The sequence below is a fragment of the Actinopolyspora xinjiangensis genome (assembly GCF_900104475.1).
In the GTDB taxonomy this organism is placed as follows: Bacteria; Actinomycetota; Actinomycetes; order Mycobacteriales; family Pseudonocardiaceae; genus Actinopolyspora; species Actinopolyspora xinjiangensis.
Genome location: NZ_FNJR01000001.1, coordinates 116,867 through 136,600 on the forward strand (window position 1 = coordinate 116,867; position 19,734 = coordinate 136,600).

General features: G+C 69.5%; 19 protein-coding genes and 2 pseudogenes. 5 read left to right on the forward strand and 16 right to left on the reverse strand.

Annotation, left to right across the window (positions count from 1 at the left end; translation table 11 throughout):
* Positions 1–62: 62 nt before the first annotated feature.
* From BLQ75_RS00540 to BLQ75_RS00575, 9 genes are all read right to left on the reverse strand, one after another.
* A complete protein-coding gene (locus BLQ75_RS00540) occupies positions 63–866 on the reverse strand; it encodes an ESX secretion-associated protein EspG (RefSeq protein ID WP_092596137.1) in 804 nt (267 codons plus the stop codon).
* Positions 863–1,741, reverse strand: a complete 879-nt coding sequence (locus tag BLQ75_RS00545; protein WP_092596139.1) for a PPE domain-containing protein — start codon at positions 1,739–1,741, stop codon at positions 863–865. The genes BLQ75_RS00540 and BLQ75_RS00545 overlap by 4 nt, the downstream gene beginning before the upstream one ends.
* Before the next feature lie 29 nt (positions 1,742–1,770).
* On the reverse strand, positions 1,771–2,145 hold the full coding sequence (locus tag BLQ75_RS00550) for a hypothetical protein (protein WP_170837250.1): 375 nt from the start codon (positions 2,143–2,145) through the stop codon (positions 1,771–1,773).
* A gap of 301 nt (positions 2,146–2,446) precedes the next feature.
* Complete coding sequence (locus BLQ75_RS00555; protein ID WP_244515123.1) at positions 2,447–3,136, reverse strand: DUF3558 domain-containing protein; 690 nt, start codon at positions 3,134–3,136, stop codon at positions 2,447–2,449.
* Entirely contained in the window at positions 3,133–3,528 is a 396-nt protein-coding gene (locus BLQ75_RS00560; protein WP_092596143.1) for a DUF1707 SHOCT-like domain-containing protein, read from the reverse strand. The genes BLQ75_RS00555 and BLQ75_RS00560 overlap by 4 nt, the downstream gene beginning before the upstream one ends.
* 6 nt (positions 3,529–3,534) lie before the next feature.
* A complete protein-coding gene (locus BLQ75_RS00565; protein WP_092596144.1) occupies positions 3,535–5,325 on the reverse strand; it encodes an acetyl/propionyl/methylcrotonyl-CoA carboxylase subunit alpha in 1,791 nt (596 codons plus the stop codon).
* Between the two features lie 166 nt (positions 5,326–5,491).
* Positions 5,492–6,889, reverse strand: coding sequence for a dicarboxylate/amino acid:cation symporter (locus tag BLQ75_RS00570; RefSeq protein ID WP_092596145.1), 1,398 nt, complete (start codon positions 6,887–6,889; stop codon positions 5,492–5,494).
* 156 nt (positions 6,890–7,045) lie between these two features.
* Positions 7,046–7,141 (reverse strand): putative leader peptide, encoded by a 96-nt coding sequence (locus BLQ75_RS24600; RefSeq protein WP_425286429.1) that lies wholly within the window; start codon positions 7,139–7,141, stop codon positions 7,046–7,048.
* 156 nt (positions 7,142–7,297) lie between these two features.
* On the reverse strand, positions 7,298–7,969 hold the full coding sequence (locus tag BLQ75_RS00575) for a Maf family protein (RefSeq protein WP_092596149.1): 672 nt from the start codon (positions 7,967–7,969) through the stop codon (positions 7,298–7,300).
* An 82-nt stretch (positions 7,970–8,051) separates the two neighbouring features.
* On the opposite strand from BLQ75_RS00575, the gene BLQ75_RS00580 reads away from it, so the two are divergent.
* Complete coding sequence (locus tag BLQ75_RS00580; RefSeq protein ID WP_092596152.1) at positions 8,052–9,359, forward strand: aminodeoxychorismate synthase component I; 1,308 nt, start codon at positions 8,052–8,054, stop codon at positions 9,357–9,359.
* Positions 9,360–9,457: 98 nt separating this feature from the next.
* Here the strand turns inward: BLQ75_RS00580 and BLQ75_RS00585 are convergent, their stop codons facing one another.
* From BLQ75_RS00585 to BLQ75_RS00600, 4 genes are all read right to left on the reverse strand, one after another.
* Positions 9,458–10,345: an MIP/aquaporin family protein gene (locus BLQ75_RS00585; protein WP_092596155.1), complete on the reverse strand. Its 888-nt coding sequence runs from the start codon at positions 10,343–10,345 to the stop codon at positions 9,458–9,460.
* 223 nt (positions 10,346–10,568) lie between these two features.
* Positions 10,569–11,480 carry a neutral zinc metallopeptidase gene (locus BLQ75_RS00590; RefSeq protein ID WP_092596156.1) on the reverse strand — a complete coding sequence of 304 codons (912 nt, stop codon included), beginning with the start codon at positions 11,478–11,480 and terminating at the stop codon, positions 10,569–10,571.
* 337 nt (positions 11,481–11,817) lie between these two features.
* Entirely contained in the window at positions 11,818–12,204 is a 387-nt protein-coding gene (locus BLQ75_RS00595) for a thiol-disulfide oxidoreductase DCC family protein (RefSeq protein WP_092597140.1), read from the reverse strand.
* Positions 12,205–12,522: 318 nt separating this feature from the next.
* The gene (locus BLQ75_RS00600) at positions 12,523–13,926 is read right to left on the reverse strand and encodes an NAD(P)H-quinone dehydrogenase (RefSeq protein ID WP_092596157.1); all 1,404 of its coding nucleotides are present in this window, start codon (positions 13,924–13,926) and stop codon (positions 12,523–12,525) included.
* A 491-nt stretch (positions 13,927–14,417) separates the two neighbouring features.
* Between BLQ75_RS00600 and BLQ75_RS00605 the strand changes: the two genes are divergently transcribed.
* Positions 14,418–14,876, forward strand: a complete 459-nt coding sequence (locus BLQ75_RS00605) for a gamma-glutamylcyclotransferase family protein (protein WP_092596158.1) — start codon at positions 14,418–14,420, stop codon at positions 14,874–14,876.
* On the opposite strand, the gene BLQ75_RS00610 is transcribed toward BLQ75_RS00605, so the two are convergent.
* The 3 genes from BLQ75_RS00610 to hisS form a co-directional block, all read right to left on the reverse strand.
* Positions 14,822–15,526, reverse strand: a complete 705-nt coding sequence (locus BLQ75_RS00610; RefSeq protein ID WP_092596168.1) for a hypothetical protein — start codon at positions 15,524–15,526, stop codon at positions 14,822–14,824. The genes BLQ75_RS00605 and BLQ75_RS00610 overlap by 55 nt on opposite strands.
* Before the next feature lie 335 nt (positions 15,527–15,861).
* Complete coding sequence (locus BLQ75_RS00615; RefSeq protein WP_170837251.1) at positions 15,862–16,092, reverse strand: hypothetical protein; 231 nt, start codon at positions 16,090–16,092, stop codon at positions 15,862–15,864.
* A 426-nt stretch (positions 16,093–16,518) separates the two neighbouring features.
* Positions 16,519–17,814 carry a histidine--tRNA ligase gene (gene hisS, locus BLQ75_RS00620; protein ID WP_092596170.1) on the reverse strand — a complete coding sequence of 432 codons (1,296 nt, stop codon included), beginning with the start codon at positions 17,812–17,814 and terminating at the stop codon, positions 16,519–16,521.
* A gap of 793 nt (positions 17,815–18,607) precedes the next feature.
* Here hisS and BLQ75_RS24605 point away from each other — a divergent pair.
* From BLQ75_RS24605 to BLQ75_RS24610, 3 genes and pseudogenes are all read left to right on the forward strand, one after another.
* Positions 18,608–18,739: pseudogene (locus BLQ75_RS24605) on the forward strand (helix-turn-helix domain-containing protein); the annotation flags it as partial.
* A gap of 164 nt (positions 18,740–18,903) precedes the next feature.
* The gene (locus tag BLQ75_RS24040; RefSeq protein ID WP_244515126.1) at positions 18,904–19,239 is read left to right on the forward strand and encodes a DUF5753 domain-containing protein; all 336 of its coding nucleotides are present in this window, start codon (positions 18,904–18,906) and stop codon (positions 19,237–19,239) included.
* 232 nt (positions 19,240–19,471) lie between these two features.
* Positions 19,472–19,663: pseudogene (locus BLQ75_RS24610) on the forward strand (DUF397 domain-containing protein); the annotation flags it as partial.
* Between the last annotated feature and the right edge of the window lie 71 nt (positions 19,664–19,734).

Sequence of the window (19,734 nt, forward strand, 5' to 3'; positions counted from 1 at the left end):
TACCCGGCCCGGCGGGCCGTTCCAGCTCCACCCCGAACCCGGCCTCCGAATGAGGTCCCCGATCAGCCCGTCAGCGGGTCGCCGAGGAGCTCCGCCACTCGCTCGACCAGGCCACGCCGATCAGCGGGGGCGATGGTGCTCCATGCCTCCCCCGAGGAAGTGGCGCGGCGCAGCTGGACGTGACGTCCCTGTCCGGAGTCGAAGAACCCGACGACGTGCTCGGCGCGACGCCGCCCGGTGCTCACCCCTCTGACGGCGGCGCCGAACTGGCCACTGGCGTGAACCCCCTCCAGCATCCCCGCCAGCACGGCCGCGTCGTCGGTGCGCACCCCACGCGAGGACAACGCCCGGCGCAGCACCGACAGGTCGTCACCCGACTCCGAGGCGGCGGCGTCGAGGTCCGCACTCGGCAGGCTGACCGAACGTCCGCTCCCGGCCGGCACCTCGGGCAGCACCGACAGCGCCTCGCGCACCAGGCCACTGCCCGCGGCCGGACGCAACCACAACCGCTCCTCCTCCTTGACCACCAGCACGGCCTCATCGGACTCGCCGGGGGCAGCCGCCAGCACCCGGACGCCACGACCCAGCCAGCAGCGGCCGTCCACCTCGCGGGAGGGGCTGTCGAGCACCGACAGCATCCGCCGCAGCGACTCGGCGAGGCCGTCCCGGCCGCACAGTCCACGCTCGGCCAGCGCCCACCAGGCCGCGTCGGCCAGCTCCCTTCGGTGCGAGTGGGTTTTGCCCGGCGAGGCAACTCTGAGCACCAGCGGCGGATCGATCCCCAGGTGTTCGAGCAGCACGTCGAACTCCAGGGCGGACAGCGAAACCGGCCCGGTGGTGGGGGCCGCTTCGGCGGCATCGCTCACGACGGGTCACCGCCGATGACCGGACGGGCGGAAACGCGGTACTCGTCGAAGAGGCCCTCACCACCCTCGGTCTCGGTGGCCTCGACGGCGACCTCCCGTTCCTCCTCCGGCTCGGTCCGCGGCACCCGCCGAGGGACCGCCGTACGGGGTGTCGGGCTCGGGGCGGTGCTCCGCCCGGTCCCGGCACGTCCCGGAGCGGCCGGGCTCGAACCCCCGCTGCCGCGCCCCGGATTCGACGCCGCTCCCCTGCTTCCGCCGGTCGTGGCGCCGTCCGCCGGGGGGCGGTGCCAGGAGATCGTCACGTCCCCACCGGATCCTCCCGCGACGGCACGGGAGGGAGCGTCGACCACCACCTGAGGAGGGGCCTCGAACGAGGCCAGCGCGGTCGCGTTGGCCTCGGAGGACTCCTGGTACCGGCGCATGACGTCGAAGGCACGCTGTTCGGCCTCGTGCTGCCGCCGCTCCTGCACCTCGTAGTCCGTCTGCCCGCCGAACAGGTGAACCAGCGCGGAGGTGACCCCGTTCGGCTCCTCTGCCGTCACCCGCACGGGCGGCGGCATCTCGGCCCGGGCCCTCGCGACGAAATCGGCCTGCTGTTCGGAGCACTGCCGCATCCGGCCCGCCGCCCCGCTCACGTCCTCGACCCACTCCCGGAGCGGTCGCAGCCCCTGTCGCACGCTCTCCGCCGCCTCACCCTGCCAGTCGGCCGCCACGGCGTTGAGCGCCGCGGCCATGCCGTCGTCGATCTCCCGGAACGTTCGTTCGAGTTCGCGCCACCTGCGCGAGGGATCCCCCGAGGCGGAGGGACCCGGTCCCTGGTGGAGCAGCTCGTAGAGTTCGGCATGGGTGTAGCCCTGCCAGCGGTGGTCATTCAACGACGGCCTCCCGCGGACGTCTCACCGTGTCAGCAACCCGTACGCATCCGGGACGCGTTGGCGTCCTCGGTCTCGCGGTAACGGTTCTCCACCGCTCGCAACGCGTCGGAGGCGGCCTGCAGCCGGTCGCGGTAGCCGTACAGCGCGGTCAGCGCCGCCCGGTCCCCGCTGACCGAGTACTCGTTGAACCTCGCCGCCGCGCCGGTGCTGACGGGATCCCCCGCCCAGGGACGGATCCGCAGCTCGGTGATGGCGTGCTCGATCTGCACACCGACCTCGTCCAACGAGGACTGCAACGACCTGATCAGGTTCGGGACGGCCGAGGCCTCCACCCGCACGGCTCCTGCCGCGTCGGGCGCGGAGGGCGAACCCGTCACACCGTCCCGTTCGGAACCATTCGGCACGATCGCCTCCACTCTCGGGAACCTGACAGCACACTCTAATGGCTCATCCGTGGCGTGGGCAGTAGTCCGATAGCGGAATGATTCGAACACGAAGCGTTGCCGAGAGGCCGTCCTCTCGGGTCACGTGGGATCGCGCGGCGGTGCCGACGGTCAGCGTGGTCGCGAGCGGCCGTGCCACCCGTCGTGTTCCGCGGTGGTCCGCCGTCCGATGCGGCCGTTCACGTGGACCGCAGCGATGCGGCGCGCGACCCCGGTACCGGCCGAAAACGTCGCGCGGTAACCACTTGGACGCGGGAACCGCTCAGTTCCCCGAGTCGGGCGACCGGATACCGCCCGACTCGCGCAACGTTCGCACCGCCGCCCCGGCCACCCGACGCGCCCCGGAACACAACTGGTCCAGTGTGGCCGGACGGTCGGCGCCGTCGTCGCGGTACAGCACGTCGAGGTGCTGCCCCTCCGCCGTGTCCACGGCGACGTTGCAGGCCAGCCGCAGCCCGGGAGTGCGGATCACGAGGGCGGGGAACCCGCCGAGCTCCACGGGTGTGGCCCTGACCTGCGCGGTATCACTGGTCCAGACGCTCATGCCCTCGGTCGTGACCAGGGCCAGCCGGGCCCCCACTTTCGCCCTGCTGTTCCGGTAGCTGCAGGTGACGGCGTTGTCGAACCCCTCCTCCACCCCGGGCAGGGGGTCGCGGTCGAAACCGAGCCCGGCACGCTGCCGTTCGGTCAGCAGCCCGCAGGGCCGCAACCCCCGCAGCGAGAGCTCGGTGGGACGCGGCGGCAACATCCCCGCCTCCCGTTCGGGCAGAGGAACCGGTTCGGGAGGAATCGGCCCCTTGTCCGCGGCCTCACGAGTCGGCAGCACCGCACACCCGCCGAGCAGGCACAGCACCCCACTCAGCCCGGCGAGCAGGCACCGTGCGGTCATCCGGCCGCGCATGGTGGCCATGCGCAACCCAGCGGCCACGGACGAAAGACGACTCGCGCTCACCGACGCGTCCCGAACCAGACGAAGGCGAAGCCCACCAGCGGGAGGAGCACCCAGATCTGCCTGGTCACCACCAGCAGGCCGATCATCGCCAGCACCACGGCGATGCCGAGCGCGGCACCGCGCCGCGGACTCGGCGCTCCGTCGGAGGCGTGCCGCTCCGGCTCGGCCGCCGGTGCGGCACGCCCGGTGGCCAGAACCTCCGGGTGCGGAGAGGGCAGGTCCGCGAACAACGCGGCCACGTCGGAGCGAAACCGCGCCCCAGCCGCCCGCCGGCACCGCTCGTCGAACTCGTCGACCTCCAGCCTCCCGGCGGAAAAGTGCTCGCCGAGCAGGGCGATCACCCGGTCACGATCGTGATCGCCGATCCGAACCTCATCGCCCCGCTCGGCCAACGGTGATCAGTCCTTGATCTCGCAGAGCGTCGTCTCCTGGCTGACCGAGTCACCGGGCTGCGCCTTGAGACCGGTGACCGTCCCGCTCTTGTGCGCGGTGACCGGATTCTCCATCTTCATGGCCTCCAGCACCAACAGCTTATCGCCCGCCTCGACCCGCTGCCCGTCCTCGACGGCCACGGTGACCACCGTGCCCTGCATCGGTGCGGTCACGGCATCGCCGGAGGGGGCGGCACCCGCCGAGGCGGAACGGCGCTTGCGGGGCTTGCCGGCGGGCGCGGCGGGCTCGGAACCACCGCCCACCGCGGCCAGGCCGGCGGGCAACGAGACCTCCAGGCGCCTGCCGCCGACCTCGACGGTGATGCGCTGGCGCTGTTCGCTCTCAGCGGCCTCGGTGCCGCCCGTGTGCGGCTCGATGGTGTTGTCGAACTCGGTCTCGATCCAGCGGGTGTGCACCGTGAACCCGTCGCTACCCGTGAACGCGGGGTCGCGCAGCACCACCCGGTGGAACGGCAGCACCGTGGCGATCCCCTCCACGACCATCTCGTCCAGCGCGCGGCGGGAACGCTGCAGCGCCTCCTCCCGGTCGGCACCGGTGACGATCACCTTGGCCAGCAGCGAGTCGAACTGGCCACCGATGACGCTGTCGCTCTCGACCCCGGCGTCCACCCGGACACCGGGCCCGGCCGGCGGAACGAAACGACTGACCGTGCCCGGAGTGGGCAGGAAGTTCCTCCCGGCGTCCTCACCGTTGATGCGGAACTCGATGGAGTGCCCCCGCGCAGGGGGGTCCTGGGTGATCTCCAGCGGCTCGCCCTCGGCGATCAGGAACTGCTGCCGCACCAGGTCGATTCCGGTGGTCTCCTCCGAGACGGGGTGCTCGACCTGCAACCTGGTGTTGACCTCGAGGAACGAGATGGTCCCGTCCTCACCGACCAGGAACTCCACGGTTCCCGCACCGTGATAGCCCGCCTCCGAGCAGATCGCCTTGGCCGCGGCGTGGATGCGCTCCCGCTGCTGGTCGGTCAGGAACGGGGCGGGCGCCTCCTCCACCAGCTTCTGGTGCCTGCGCTGCAGCGAGCAGTCCCTGGTCCCGACCACGATCACGTTGCCGTGCTGGTCGGCCAGCACCTGCGCCTCCACGTGCCGAGGCCGGTCGAGGTAGCGCTCCACGAAGCACTCACCCCGGCCGAAGGCGCCCTCGGCCTCCCGCACGGCCGAGTCGTAGAGCTCGGGGATCTCCTCGAAGGTGCGGGCCACCTTCAACCCGCGCCCACCGCCGCCGAAGGCGGCCTTCACCGCGACCGGCAAGCCGTTCTCCTTGGCGAACTCCACGACCTCCTCGGCCCCGGAAACCGGGTCCTGCGTACCGGGGACCAGCGGCGCCCCCGCCTTGGTCGCGATGTGCCGGGCGGTGACCTTGTCCCCCAGGTCGCGGATCGCCCGTGGCGAGGGGCCGATCCAGATCAGCCCCGCGTCCAGCACCGCCTGCGCGAAGTCGGCGTTCTCGGACAGGAAGCCGTAGCCGGGGTGCACCGCGTCGGCACCACTGCGCCGGGCGGCCTCGATCACCTTGGGGATGTCGAGGTAGCTCTCGGCCGCGGTGGTACCGCCCAGCGCGAACGCCTCGTCCGCCAGCCGCACGAACGGGGCCTCGGAGTCCGGCTCCGCGTAGACGGCCACGCTGCCGATGCCCGCATCCGCGCACGCCCGCACCACGCGAACCGCGATCTCACCCCGATTCGCGACCAGCACCTTGCGTATCCGATCACGGGGGATCGAGTCCTGCTCGGGCACCTCGTACCTCCTGTCACGACAGCGTGGATCGCTGAAGAGTCTAAGAGCTAAGCACCTCACCTGGGTAGGTGGTCGCCGAAGCACCGGCGGACGTCACCGTCCGAGCCGATGACGGGGCGGAGGACCCGGCCGGCCCTCCGCCCCTCGGGGAAGCGGACGACTCCCCTCAGACCCCGGACAGGGCCGGGCCGCGTTCCCGCGAACCGGCCGACTCGTCGGAGGCGGTCTCCTCCGGGCCGTTGAGCAGCGGAGGAGCACTGGGGGTGTGCAGCACCTCGTCGTCGAGCATCCCCTCGGTGCGAGCCACCACCGTGGGCACGGTGATCTGCCCCGCCACGTTGGTCATGGTCCGCATCATGTCCATGATCGGATCCACGGCGTAGGCGATGGCGATGCCGGTGGCGATCATCGCGGGCGGGAAGTCCAGCGCTCCCACGGTCAGCGTCAGCATGGTGAACCAACCGGTCACACCGGCGGTGGCGATCGCACCGAACACCGCCACGGCGACGATGGTCAGGTACTGCACGGGCCCCATGTGGAATCCGAACAGGTTCGCGATGAAGATCGACCCCACCGCCGGGTACACCGCCGCGCAACCGTCCATCTTGGTGGTGGTCGCGAGCGGCACCGCGAAGCTCGCGTAGGAGCGGTCCACCCCGAGGTTGACCGCCGTCTGCCTGCTGAGCGGGAGGCTCGCCCCGGAGGAGCGGGACACGAACGCGAACTGCAGCACGGTCCATGCCTTGCCGAAGAACTTCGCGGGGCTGACCCGGGCCACGAACCACAGCAGCAGCGGGTACACCGCGAACAGCACCAGCGCGCAGCCGATGTAGGTGGCCCCGGTGAGTTTGAGCAGCGGGACGAAGAACTCGTTTCCGTAGCTGGCCACCGCGTTGCCGATCAGCCCGAGCGTGCCGAGCGGCGCGAGCCTGATGATCCAGCCCAGCACGCGCTGGATGATCTCGAACACGGCCCGGTTGAACTCCACGAACGGCTGGGCCTTCTCACCCAGGCTGTAGGCCGCCGCACCCACGAGCAGCGAGACGAACACGACCTGCAGCGTCTCCCCGTCGGCGAACGCCCCCACCAGGTGCTCGGGCACGAGTCCCTGGACGAGGTCGAGCCACGAACCGCCCGCCATGTCGCTGACCTCGTCGACGCGCTGCTGGTCGGGCGAGATGTTCAGACCCTGCCCGGGGCGCAGCAGATTCGCCACCCCGATGCCGATCAGCACCGCGACCAACGAGGTGATCGCGAACCACATGGCGGTCTTGCCGCCGAGGCGGGCGGCTGTCCGCCCGCCACCGACGGAACGCAGGCTGGTGATGCCGAGCACGATGGCGGTGAAGATCAGCGGCAGCACCGTGAAGGTCAGCAGCTTGGTGAACGTGGACCCGATGGTGTCCAGCGTCGTGATGAGCCAGCCCGCCCCGGTGGAGTCGGCCACCCATCCGAGCAGCGCCCCCAGCACCAGCGAGGCGAGCACTGCCAGGGCGAACAGCTTCGGATCGAAGCGTAACCGGAAGCGGGTCGGTCGCGACGGTTCGGCTTGTGTCTCTGACACGGTTGTCTCCCGACGATTCACGGATTCGACCGCCGCGGGTGGGGCGGTCAAGAAGCGGACACGAGAACGGAATCGGCTTCGGAGGGCTCCCGCGGGATCGCGCGTTCGGAGGCAGCGATCACCGCCGTTGGCGGGAAAGGCGCCCGTCCGGGGGAATCAAGGGCGACAAATGCAGCTGGCCTGCCGTCGCAGATCGACGTGCAGGCGTTGTGTCAGGTATCGCGCCGGGCTCCGGCGACGTCGAGGTGTCATCGCGATGAAGGTCAACAGCACCGTGATTGCGGTTTGTTCCCGGAACGGGCGAGGTGTAAGCGCGCTCACTCCCGCCGGGATCCCGCCGTTCCGGAGACCGACAACCGGCCGGTGCCGCGCGAACCGCCGCGGGCGGGGGTGTCCGGCGAACCGCGCTCAGCGGCTCCGGCCGCCCGCCCGGTCGTGCACGGCGTCGGGATGGTTCCACAGCGAAACCACGCTGACACCGACCTCGGACAGCAGCGACCTGGTCAACGAGAGGCTGATGCCGAGCACGCTGGCGGGGTCACCATCCACTCCGGTGATGAACCAGCCGCCGAACCCGTCCAGAGTGAATCCGCCCGCCACCTTCATCGGTTCCCCGGTGGCGATGTAGCTGTCCAGTTCAGCCCTGGACGGACGGCCGAATCGGACGGTGGTGGCGAGGTGGTCGCTGTGACCGGCGATCATCGCGCCGTCCCGCAGCCGCAGCACCGCGTGGCCGGTCAGCAGCTGCCCGGTTCCGCCCGCCATGCGTTCCCAGCGCTCGGCCGCCAGTTCCGGCGTCTCGGGCTTGCCCACGAGCTCGTCCCCCTGTTCCCCGGGGGCCCAGAGCATCGAGTCGCAGCCCACGACCACGGCCTCGGGAAACTCGGCCGCCACCTGGTCCACCACCGCCTCGGCCTTCGCGCGGGCCAGCGTGGTGACGACCTCGGCGGGCGAGGGATCCGGCAGCGAGGCGGTCACCGCGCGCTCGTCGACCCCGGAGACGCGCACCACCGGTTCGACACCCGCTCCCCGGAGCACGGACAGGCGGGCGGGCGAAGCGGAAGCCAGTACCAAACGCACACCACGAACTGTAGCGGTGACCGAAATTACCCGATTCGGGTGAGGCCGGTAAGAGCTGTCGGCACGGTTGCATACTGGCGGTGTGCGACTATTCGTCCGGCCCGTCGAAGGCGACCCCACCGCCACCGACGTGCTGCGTGCTCTCGAACGACGTGCCCGGAGCCGGGGGCTCCCTCCCCCCGCCGCGTTGACGGGCGACTGGTTCGGCGGGAGCACCGTGCTGGTTCCCTCCGTCCGCGTCCACCCGGTCGAACCGGGGGAGGCGTTCGACGTGCTGGACCGCCGACCCGAGGTGACCCCCGAGCCGGCGGCCCCGGAAGGAGCGGTCGGCGGCGGGTGGGTCGGCTACCTGGGCTACGAGCTGACCGATCCCGCCGGAGCGCGTCATCCCGGGAGGCGGCGGTTGCCTGCGGCTGCCTGGGGGTGGACCGATCACGTGCTGCGGCGCGACCCACGCGGGCAGTGGTGGTTCGAGGCGATCGCCGAGCACGAACCGGGTGCCCTGGTCACCGAGCTCGGCACGCTGGTCGCGGAGGCAGCCGGTCACCACGCGGAGAGCGGCCCCGGACCGGGTGGGGTGGTCGCGCCCGATGCCGAGCGGCACCGCAAGTCGGTCCGGCGGTGCGTGGAGGAGATCGCGGCGGGCGAGATATTCCAGGCCAACGTGTGCAGCCGCTTCGCCGTTCCGTTCGCCGGAAGCCCGCTGGAGCTGTTCGCGACCGGCAGCGCGCGCTTCGACCCGGCCAGGGCCGCCTACGTGGCCGGTGCCTGGGGGGCGGTTGCCTCGCTGTCCCCGGAACTGTTCCTCGCCCGCCACGGCGAGGTGGTGCGCAGCAGCCCCATCAAGGGAACCACGCCGCGACGCGGTCCTCAGGACGACCACAACGCCGACGTGCTGCGCGGTTCGCGCAAGGACATCGCCGAGAACGTGATGATCGTGGACATGGCCCGCAACGATCTGGGGCGAGTGGCCCGGACCGGCACGGTGACCACTCCGAAGCTGCTGCGGGTGGAACCGCACCCGGGGGTGTGGCACCTGGTTTCCGAGGTTCGGGCGGAGTTGCCCCCGGAGATCGGCGACGCCGAGCTGCTGCGGGCCACCTTCCCGCCCGCCTCGGTCACCGGAGCCCCGAAGGTGCGGGCACTGGAGATCATCTCCGAGCTGGAGTCCGACCCCCGCGAGGTCTACTGCGGCGCGGTGGGCATGTCCTCCCCGGTGCGCGGCACCGAGTTGAACGTGGCCATCCGCACGCTGGAGTACGCGGCGGGCGAGGTCGCCTTCGGGGTCGGCGGTGGCATCACCGCCGACTCGGACGCCGAGGCGGAGTGGCAGGAGTGCCTGACCAAGGCGGCACCGCTGTTGTCACTGCTGGAACGGGCCGGGCAGTAGGGCGGCCGACCGGCCTTCCCGGCGGACCGGTACGCGAACCCGTCGGATCCCGGTACCGCGGCACGCGCGGAGGCGCGGCGCGGGCGGTATCGCGACGCTCATTCGGGCACACGGCCGACCTCGGGCCTGCTGCGCTCCGTCAGCACGTGGCCGACGAACAGGTCGTAGACGACAGCGCCGATCACACCGCCGACCAGCGGCCCCACTATCGGAATCCAGAAGTACCACGAGAACCACTCGTAACTGCCCGGGAAGGCGATCTCGTCCCAGCCGGCGACGTAGGTCCACAACCGGGGGCCGAAGTCACGCGCCGGATTGATGGCGTAGCCCGCGTTCGGCCCGAAGGTCAGCCCGACCACGGTGACGACCATCCCGATCAGGAACGGCCCCATGTTGGAGGCCGGGGCCATGTTGCGGGTGTCGATCAGCGCGCAGATCAGGCACACCAGGATCCCGGTACCGACGATCTGGTCGAGCATCGGCCCCCACCACCCACCGCCGAAGTACTCGGCCGGAAAGGTGGCGAAGATGGAGAAGGTGTCCAGCGACTCGGCTCTGGCCAGCCCCTCGGAGGCGTTGTAGGAGTCGATCGCGGGCGCGTAGACCGCGTAGACCAGTGCCGCCGCGAGAAAGGCCCCCACCACCTGGGCGAACCAGTAGGGCACCACCTTGTACCAGGGGAACGCCCTGCGGACGGCGAACGCCAGGGTCACGGCGGGGTTGATGTGCGCGCCGCTGACCCCGCCCGCCGCGTAGACGCCGAACACCACGCCGAAGCCCCAGCCCCAGATGATGATCAGCCAGTTGGCCGGGCCGAAGTCGGTCACCTGCCGCCCCGACTCGGGCAACGCCGCCAGGGCCACCGCGACGGAACCGCAGCCGAGCAGCAGCAGGATGAAGGTGCCCAGCACCTCGGCGAGCATCTCGCCGCCGAGTCCCCGCTTGTAGCGCCAGTGCGATCGTTCGGGTGCCGCGGTTTCGGCCATCGATCCTCCTCGGTCGGAGGGCCGCGTGCTGTCGGTCCGGAGATCCCCCAGTCCGCCGCCCACCGGGGCGGGAACCACACGCTCCGTGCGAACGGACGGGCAAAGCGTAACCGAAGTCCGAGCGGGATGCCGGACAGCCGAAGCACGCTCTCCGGCACGGGAACGGAAGCGGGAACCGACGGCCGAGGCGGAGTCATCGGAGCGGTGCCGGTCGAGGGAGCGCTCAGCGCACCTGCTCGGCGGGCGCGCTCCACGTGTCGCAGGCGGCCGCGTTCCGCTCCCGGAATCCGGTCAGCTTCCAGTCCCGCTGGTTGCGCGGTGAACCGTGGGTGTCGGCGAGCTCGGTGCTGCCCGTGGCCGAGGCGTACCGCCGAGCGACGCGGTCCCGCAGGGTTCCGCCTTCGGCGGCCGCGGCCATGAACATTCCGGAGTAGCAGTCGGCCTGCAGTTCGAGGCGGCGCGAGATCCGGAGCCACTCCGGGCTCCGGGTCTCGTACTCGTCCTGCCGGACGGTGGAGGCGCGCAGCATCCCGGCCCGTTGCTGCACATGGTGGCCGTACTCGTGCGCCAGCAGCATAAGGTGGGCGGGCTCCTGGGTACCGAGGTCGGACAGCACCCATTCCCTGGGCAGGTGGATGGTTCCGTCGCAGTAGAAGGCGGTGGGGCGGGTCCGTTCCTCCGAATCGCGGCAGCTGTCCGCGCGCGCCGACAGACTCACCTCGGGCGGGGCCCACTTCATGTCGGCCCGTACGACCACGGGACGCCAGAGATCATCGAGACAGCGCACGCCCGCTTCGTAGTAGTCCCGCATCCGGTCGGCGGATTCGGCCAGTCCCGGCAGTTCGCAGTCGGCGCCGCCCAGCGACGCGTTTTCGGAGTTGAGCGGGTTGTGCTCCAGCAGCGCCGTGGGTTCGAAACCGGGTTCGGGGAGGCCGTCGTGCATCTCGGGTACCGCGGTCGCCTCCGAACCGTCGTCACCGCCCGCCAGCAGCTTGCCCGGTTCCGCCACCACGGCCAACAGCACGACCAGGAACACGACACCGAGCACGCCGAGGATCGCCCACGGCGAGTTTCCCGTCGCACGGTCGTCCTCCCACGGATCGGGGACCGCACCGCCCCGTCTTCTTCGAAACACCTTCGCTCTCTCCTACCCGCCTCGCGGCGGGACCCCTCGGAAGTGACGATCCCGCATGATTATCCACGATCGGGTGACATCGACCTCGTGGTTCTCCGGGACGGGAACGGGATCGTTCGCGGGCACGGGCGGGAAAGAAAGAGCGTGAGGGAACGAGCACGCTCGCACCGCGTGCCCGGAAGGGATGTGGAACCGTTACCGGCGACACACCGGGTGGATTCCGAGCCCCGCCGAGGGAGGGTTCCACGCGCCCCACCGAGCGGGCGGATCGAGGCCGGAACAGATCGGGAGGCTCGGCAGGCGCGAGAGTCCGTCGAAAGGAAGCGGTGAACCGGGCTCAGTGGCCCGGGCGGCGTTCGGGCGGTAGCCGGCAGGCCGGGGTCTCCCCCGGCAATCGGTGCCGGTTGTCGGCGACCAGCCGGTACACACCCTCCGCGAGCGTGCGAACCACGGGAGCGGCCAGTATCGCCCCGGCGAACCGCCACGGACCCCGACAGTGCCGCAGCAACGCGGCCACCGCCGCGGCCCCGCCGTGGAGCCGGTGGGACTCGTCGACGAGAACGACCTCGCGCCGCGCCCGCTGCTCGGGAACTCCCAACCGTTCGAGCTCGGCTTCCTGCCAGGGCACGGAGCGGACGCGCACCGGCAGTCCGTCGGCGAGGCGCACACTGCGGGTGCAGAACCCGCAGTCGCCGTCGTAGATCAGCACGGGAAGCTCACTCACGACACCACTGTCCCGCAACCCGCCCCCACACCGCATACCGAGGCACGGAAACCTCGATGACCGAAAACCAACATCGGCGTTCCCGGCCCGAATCCGACACCACAACTCCGTCACGGCGCGCAGCGCCGAACGGCCACCAACGCAGCTCGGCCCGCCACGAACCTCCCGAGCAGCTCGCACCGCCGCGGGTTCTCACGGGTCGTCTCGCGAGGACAGCCTCGACGTTGTGTGTAACTACCCGATGTCGAGGCTCCCGCAGCGAGACGGCTCGTGAGGTTCCGCCACAGCACCATCAACGCGGCCCAACCCACTCACTCGTCAATCGAGGTCGTCGTGGCGCATGAGCTGCCTGCCCGCCTCGGTCAACGACCCGGAGAGCGCGGGGTAGACCGAGAAGGTGTTGGCGAGGTCCTCCACCGTGACCTGGTTCTGCACCGACAGGGCCAGCGGCAGGATCAGTTCGCTGGCGTTGGGGGCGACCACCACACCACCCACGACCACGCCGGTGGCCGGACGGCAGAAGACCTTGAGGAAGCCGCGGCGTACCCCCTCCATCTTGGCGCGGGGGTTGCCGGACAGCGGCAGCACGACGCTGCGCGCGGGGACCTCGCCGGACTCGATCGACTGCTGGCTGATCCCCACGGTCGCGATCTCGGGGTGGGTGAAGACGTTGGCGGCGACGGTCTTGAGCTTGATCGGGGTGACTCCCTCGCCCAGGGCGTGCCACATGGCGATCCGCCCCTGCATGGCGGCCACCGAGGCCAACAGCAGCACGCCGGTGCAGTCCCCGGCCGCGTACACGCCGGTCGCGCTGGTCCGGGAGACCCGGTCCACCGGGATGTAGCCCGAGCGGTCCGGCTCGATGCCGATACGCTCCAGTCCGATGTCGGTGGTGTTGGGCACCGAGCCCACCGTCATCAACGCGTGGCTGGCCTCGATCCTGCGGCCGTCGTTGAGGTGGATGAGCACGCCGGAGTCGGTGCGGTCGATGCGGTCGGCGCGCGCGTGTTTGACCACGCTGGCTCCCCGCTCGGAGAAGACCTCCTCCAGCACGGCCGCGGCGTCGGCGTCCTCGTGCGGCAGCACGCGGTCTCGGCTGGAGACCAGGGTGACCTTGACGCCCATCTCCGCGTAGGCGGAGGCGAACTCCACGCCGGTGACCCCGGAGCCGACCACGGCGAGGTGTTCCGGGAGCTCGGGCAGGTCGTAGAGCTGTCGCCAGGTCAGGATGCGCTCACCGTCCGGTTGCGCCCCCGGAAGCACGCGCGGGGTCGCGCCGGTGGAGATCAGCACTGCGTCGGCGACGAGCTCCTCCTGACCGCCGTCGCTGAGATCGACCCGGACACGGTGCTGCGCCAGGCCGGGGGTCTCATCGACGAACCGGGCGCGACCACCCAGGATCCGCACCCCTTCGCGATGCACCCGTGAACGTATGTCGGCCGACTGCGCCAGCGCGAGCCCCTTGACCCTGCCGTGCACCACGGCCGTGTCCACATCGGCCGCGCCCTCCTTGACCCTGATACCGAGTTCCTGCACGTCCCGAACGGAGGAGCGAGCACCCCCGGAGGCTATGAAGGTCTTCGACGGCACGCAGTCGTAGAGCACGCAGGACCCGCCCAGCCCCTCGGCCTCGACCAGCGTGACGTCCGCCCCGTTCTGAGCGGCCACGAGAGCGGCCTCGTAGCCCGCGGGCCCGCCTCCCATGATTACGATGCGGGACACTTCGCTCTACCTCCTAGGGTCCGTCCGGGAAGTTCGCTGCGGTGGTGGCAGTGGAACCGCCGCCGGTCAGGGGCGGATCGCAGCCCCGTGTTCTCGGTACCGCGCGGCTCGCGCCCGGCATCCTCCTCCGGTGGCACGGATCGGTCGGAGCCGTCGTCGGCGGTTCCGGAGTTCCTGCGGAGGAACCGCTCTTGCCCGGAATTGGTAGAGACCATTTTCGCACCCTTCGGCACCCGGGCTCGCGCACCCACCGGCCCAACGGTACGCCGCCACCTCCCCCGCACGGCTCACCGGTACCGGGGGATTCGGCCGACCGGACGGAGGCGAAAAGCGGCGTCCCCGCCCTCACCGCGAAATCAAGCGCCCGGTCGCGTGAAGAGGCCCGGGGGGGCGACAACGCCGCGAAGCGCGGGCGGGCACCGCCAGCAGCGCTTCCGGACACGAAAAAGCGGGGACGGACAACCGGACGCGGCGTGGTTATCCTGTGACCCGTGCCGCTATACGCCGCTTACGGCTCCAACATGGATCCGGCCCAGATGCTCGAGCGCGCCCCTCACTCGCCCATGACGGGAACGGGGTGGCTGATGGACTGGCGGCTCACCTTCGGTGGTGAGGACGTCGGCTGGGAGGGGGCGCTCGCGACGATCGTCGAGGAACCGGGCGCGCAGGTCTTCACCGTGCTCTACGACGTCACCCCCGAGGACGAGCAGGAGCTCGACCGCTGGGAGGGCTCGGACCTGGGGCTGCACAAGAAACTACGGCTGCGGATCCAGACGCTGGACGGCCCCACCCTCGCCTGGCTGTACGTGCTCGACGCCTACGAGGGCGGACTTCCCTCGGCGCGCTATCTGGGACTGATCGCCGATGCCGCGGAACGCGCCGGGGCACCGGACGACTACGTCGAGAAGCTGCGTACCCGTCCCTGCACCAGCCTCGGCCCGTGGCGCTGATCGGCCCCACAGCCGAGAGCGGTTCCGACCCGGTGGTCACTCCGCAGCAACGCGAGCGCACGTCGTGTGCCGCGCCGATCCGCTCTCGTCGCGACACGCCCCCGCACCAGTTCCCCGAGCTGTTCCGCCGCCACCGGGGTGACCGCCGACAGCGCGCGCCGCAGGCAGGCCGAGGCGAACGTGGCGTCGCCCGCCGTGCACAGCACCTCCGCCAGCGCGACGTCGAGTACCTGGGTACGCAGCCCGTCCAGCTCCACCACCTCGGACTCTCTGACCCTGCTCTGCCGCACCACGAGGCGTGACCCGCGAGGGGGCCGCCTGTCGTGGAACACGGTTATGTGCGTCTCGGGCGGTACCGGGGCGCAACCGTGCACCGCGAGCGCGGTCGGCCCCGACAGCACCGCGCCGGGGGCACCCCAGACCAGTGCCGCCAACGCGCGGGCGCGCGGTTGATGCAGCGATTCGCCCGGCACCAGCACCCCCGGCCACGGCGCCGCCAGCTCTCCCCCGGCCAGTGCGGCGCTCAGCCTCCGCTGCCCGAACCGGGCGCGTATCGACTTCCGGGGCAGTGCCCCGGCGGCGCGCACGGCCCGGAGCAGCTCGGGATCGCAACGATGCCGCGGCAGGATTCGTTCCGTTCTTCCGCTCATACCGACAAGAGGCGCGAGCGGCTCGCGGTGATACACCCCGAAAGAGTGAGACCATGACCCCTCCCGGCGGCCGGCATGATGAGGACTTCGCGAGGAAACTGCGCTAAGGAACTGCACAACAGGGGTTTCGTGCTAGGGAGAACTCGTGCTTAGGGGGATTCCGGCCCGGTCGACGGAGCGGAGAGTGGCTACTCCGCGTCGATGGATCCAGCTGATCGCGGCGAGAAAGAATCCTCGCTCAACGAGCTCTACGTGAAAGAACCACCGCGGTCATCATCCAGCGAACGTTCGGCGAACGTGATCAGGTTCTGGCGAACGTGGCGATGCGACCGCACCTACGTACTCGCCATGTCGAGTTCGTAGAGCCAGAACTGTGGGAAACCATCGCCAAGTGGTTCGATCTCGAACGCTGTCCGTGCCTCGCCGGTAAGGTGTTCGACCTCGGACAGGTACTCATCGGCCATCCGACAGAACGCCTCGAAGCCATGCTGGCGCACGTACTCGAAGTCGAACCGCACCGACTCCAGCGCTATCGGGAACGGGTGTCCCCCGAAATGGACACGCATGCTGTCGATGAGTTGATCCACATCGGCCGACCGCACCACCGCATCCAGCTTCGCCCACCGACCGGATTCGCGATACGCCGCGAGCCGGTCGGCAAGCGGTCGGCGAGCGGCGGCCAGGTTGTCCCGCTTCTCATCGAAGAGGCGCAGTGCGGCGTCCCGCGCCTGTTCGCTGCCCGTGTTGTGGACTTCTCACACCGCCGCGACGAGACGGGTCACGAGGGCGCCGTCCTGCGACATGTATGTGCCGAACTCGTCCCACGTCGCGGGGATGTTCGTGCTCGGCGATGCCGTCGAGGAACCGGGTGCCGCTCAGCGGGATGGGAACCTGCCTCCACTTTTCGGCAATCCTGATACCGCGATAGCTCAAGTAGGAACCTAATTTCCAGCCCGGACTCCGATCATGGGTCATACGCTCACAACCGGGTGTCACTCGGACGGGATGATCGTCCGCACGGACGAGTCCAGCGCGTGCAGCGTCGTCTGCCGCTGCTCCCCACTGGTCAGGTCCCGTACGGTGACCAACTCGGAGGCCCAGTCGTCCGGGCCGACGATGACCACCGCTCGCGCCCCGGCCTTGTCGGCACGCTGGATCTCCTTGCCGAGCTTGCGCGTCTCCAGCGGTGTGGTCACCCGCAGGCCCGCGTCCCGCAGCACCCGAGCAGCGCGTCGCGCCGGATCGAACAACTGTTCCTCGGTGGGGATGACCACCACGTCCACATCGGTGCGCGGTTGCGGCAACAGGCCATGGGTGCTCAGGAAGTCGATGATCGTGACGTCACCCATTCCGAAGCCGAAGCCGGGGATTTCCCTGTTGCTGAACAGGCCCACCAGATTGTCGTAGCGACCGCCACCGAACAGGGAACGGCGGTTACTCGGGTCGGTGTCGAACACCTCGAACACCGTGGAGGTGTAGTAGTCGAACCCGCGCACGATCAGCGGATCGAACTCGATCAGCTCGGCCGCGCTCGTGTCGAGCACCTGCATGAGGCGGGACTGGTCACGCGCCTCTGCGGGAAGATCCTCGATCGCGGCGTTACCGTCCTTGACGACCTCGCCCAGCCGGACGAACTGTTCCTCCGACAGACCGATCTCGGCGGCACTTTCGGCCAGCGTGTCGGCGCTTACCTTTTCCCAGCGGTCCAGCAGGTTCGCGGTCTCGCGCACCTTGTCGTGCGGAACACCGACGATGTGGGTCAGCAGCGCGTCCAGCAGCACCCGGTCGCTGACCCGCAACCGCCACATGTCGGTGCTCGCGCCCAGGCCGGCCATCATGTCGTGAATCAGCTCGAAAAACTCCACCTCCACTCCCGTGGAGGACGAGCCGAACAAGTCAACGTTGACCTGCCAGTGCTCACGCACGCGCCCGCGCTGGGGACGCTCGTAGCGGTGACAGTTCGGGTGACTGAACCAACGCACCGGGAAGGTCAACGAGCCCGCGTTGCCCGCGATCATGCGCGCCACCGAAGGAGTCATCTCCGGGCGCAGCGCGAGCCGCCGCCCACCGTGATCGGTCAGCGTGTAGAGCTGCTGGTTGACGATCTCCTGACTGGACTTGGACTCGTAAATCTCGACCGGCTCCAACTGTGGACCGTCGTAGCGCTGGTAGCCGTAACGTTCGAGTACCTCGTAGAGCCGATGGAACACCTGGGTGCGCACCGACATCTCGTCGGGCAGGAAGTCGCGGGTTCCGCGGTAGGGCTCGGTGGACAGGTACTCGCTCACGGTGATCCTTCGTGCGACTCGACGACTACGGAACCGTACTAAGCGTAACGGTCACCTCCGGCAACACGGTGCGTCAGGTGAGCTTGCTCAACCCGTCCAGAGCCTCTCGCGGCAACTCGGGCACCGGCGGAGCCACTGGGACGACCACCCACTGCTCCGCGGCCCGACCACGTCCCCGACCGGGCGGAAACGGTCACGGGTCGGAAGGTCCGGGATCGGGTCACCACGCACAGCCAGCATGCGGCCGCGAGGTTCGGGCACGAGTCGTCCTCGAAATGGAACCGGCCGCCGCTGAGAGGCAGGAGCAGCGACGGCGGGCCGGAGTCCGGTCGATCTGGTTCGTGTAGACGTCACGAGCCGGACAAGCACGTGAGGCGCGCACACGCGGCGCATCGAGCAGGCACGACCGACAACGGCGAACACCCCGCCGGGCGCACGAGCTCAAGGTCGTAGATCACAACGGCCCAAGGCAGGAGCGCGGAAAAGATGATGACTCCGAACATCACGATCCACACGGCACTCACCGGCCTCTTGTGTCGTACCCGAGGTCGATGACCAGCCGCGCCGGTACACGAGTGCGATCAGAAGCAACACCAGGTAGCCGATCGACCTCGGCCCAGCAGAAGCATCGAAGCGCATCCTTGACAAAGCGTCCCCGGTCGCATCGCTCTGATAATGCAGCCACAAAAATGTAATCCTATTTTAGGGATAACACTAAAAACCGGTCCTCAAACAGCGAGTGCGGTGATCGATAATCTGCCCGGCAGAAACTCGACAGTCCTGGAGGCCACGAATGGCCACACCTACGGTCAGGCGGTTGCGGCTCGGCAACGAACTACGCCACGTCCGTCAGGAGTCGGGCCTCGAACAGGCGGATGCCGCACGCATCCTCGACCGAGCGACCACGAAGATCAGCCGCTTGGAGCTGGGCCAGTCCGGTATCACCAAGGGCGATCTGCTGTTGCTGCTCGATGAGTACGGCGACACTCAGGAACACGAGGACGGTCGCTCGAACCGGCACGTACCCGGAGCGCACGCGGCAGTTGGGGTGGTTACCGGTCGGTCTTCCCCGAATGGTTCCGGCAGTACGTGGACCTGGAGACCGACGCCAGTGACATACGTCGGGTTCGCGGCGAAATCATGCCGGGCCTCCTGCGGACAGAGGCATACATCCGAGCGTTGGAGACGTCCTCGCCACGAGCCGATGACAGCGACGCGGACGCGGCGGTATCCGCCGGACCGGAGCGACAGTCGATCCTCACCCGCTCGATCCCACCTTCGGCATCCTTCGTACTCTCCGAGTCGTGTCTACGACGGCGGATCGGCGGTCCCGGAGTGATGCGACGGCAGCTCGATCATCCGTACGACCCGGCTCTGGAGGACAACATCCACATGCAGGTCATACCTTTCGATGCCCAGACGTAGGCGGGGGCGATCAGCTACGACTTCACGATCCTGACGATCCCCTCACCTGGTAACACGCCCGCTCTGGACGTCGTCTACGTCGAATCGTTCGACGATGTGAGGTAACTGGACGGCAAGGAAGCCGTGAACGCCCACGTTCGTTCGCGGAACCGACTGCAAACCGCCGCGGTGGGCACGGGGAATCATTGGAACTGATCCGATCGGTGGCCGAACAGTCGTATTCCCCCGGGACATGAGCGAAAGGTCCCACACCGTGCACAGGCCTGACCTACGGGGCGCTCACTGGTTCAAGAGCAGTCGCAGCCGGACACAGGATGCCTGTGTGCAAGCAGCACTCGTGCCCGGCTTCGCCGGTGTCCGCGACACGAAGAACCGCGACGGCGGCACACTCGTGTTCGACAGCGGCCAATGGGCATCGTTCCCGGATTCGATCAAGAGAGGGGACAACGGGCCCACCCGACCCCCTCGCGTGGAAACGGCTCGTTTCCGGCTTAC

Coding starts and splice junctions, on each gene's coding strand:
- BLQ75_RS24600 (WP_425286429.1), bottom strand. CDS start 7,141: ATGACACCTCGACGTCGCCGGAGCCCGGCGCGATACCTGACACAACGC.
- BLQ75_RS00585 (WP_092596155.1), bottom strand. CDS start 10,345: ATGGCCGAAACCGCGGCACCCGAACGATCGCACTGGCGCTACAAGCGG.
- BLQ75_RS00610 (WP_092596168.1), bottom strand. CDS start 15,526: ATGAGCGGAAGAACGGAACGAATCCTGCCGCGGCATCGTTGCGATCCC.
- BLQ75_RS00615 (WP_170837251.1), bottom strand. CDS start 16,092: ATGCGTGTCCATTTCGGGGGACACCCGTTCCCGATAGCGCTGGAGTCG.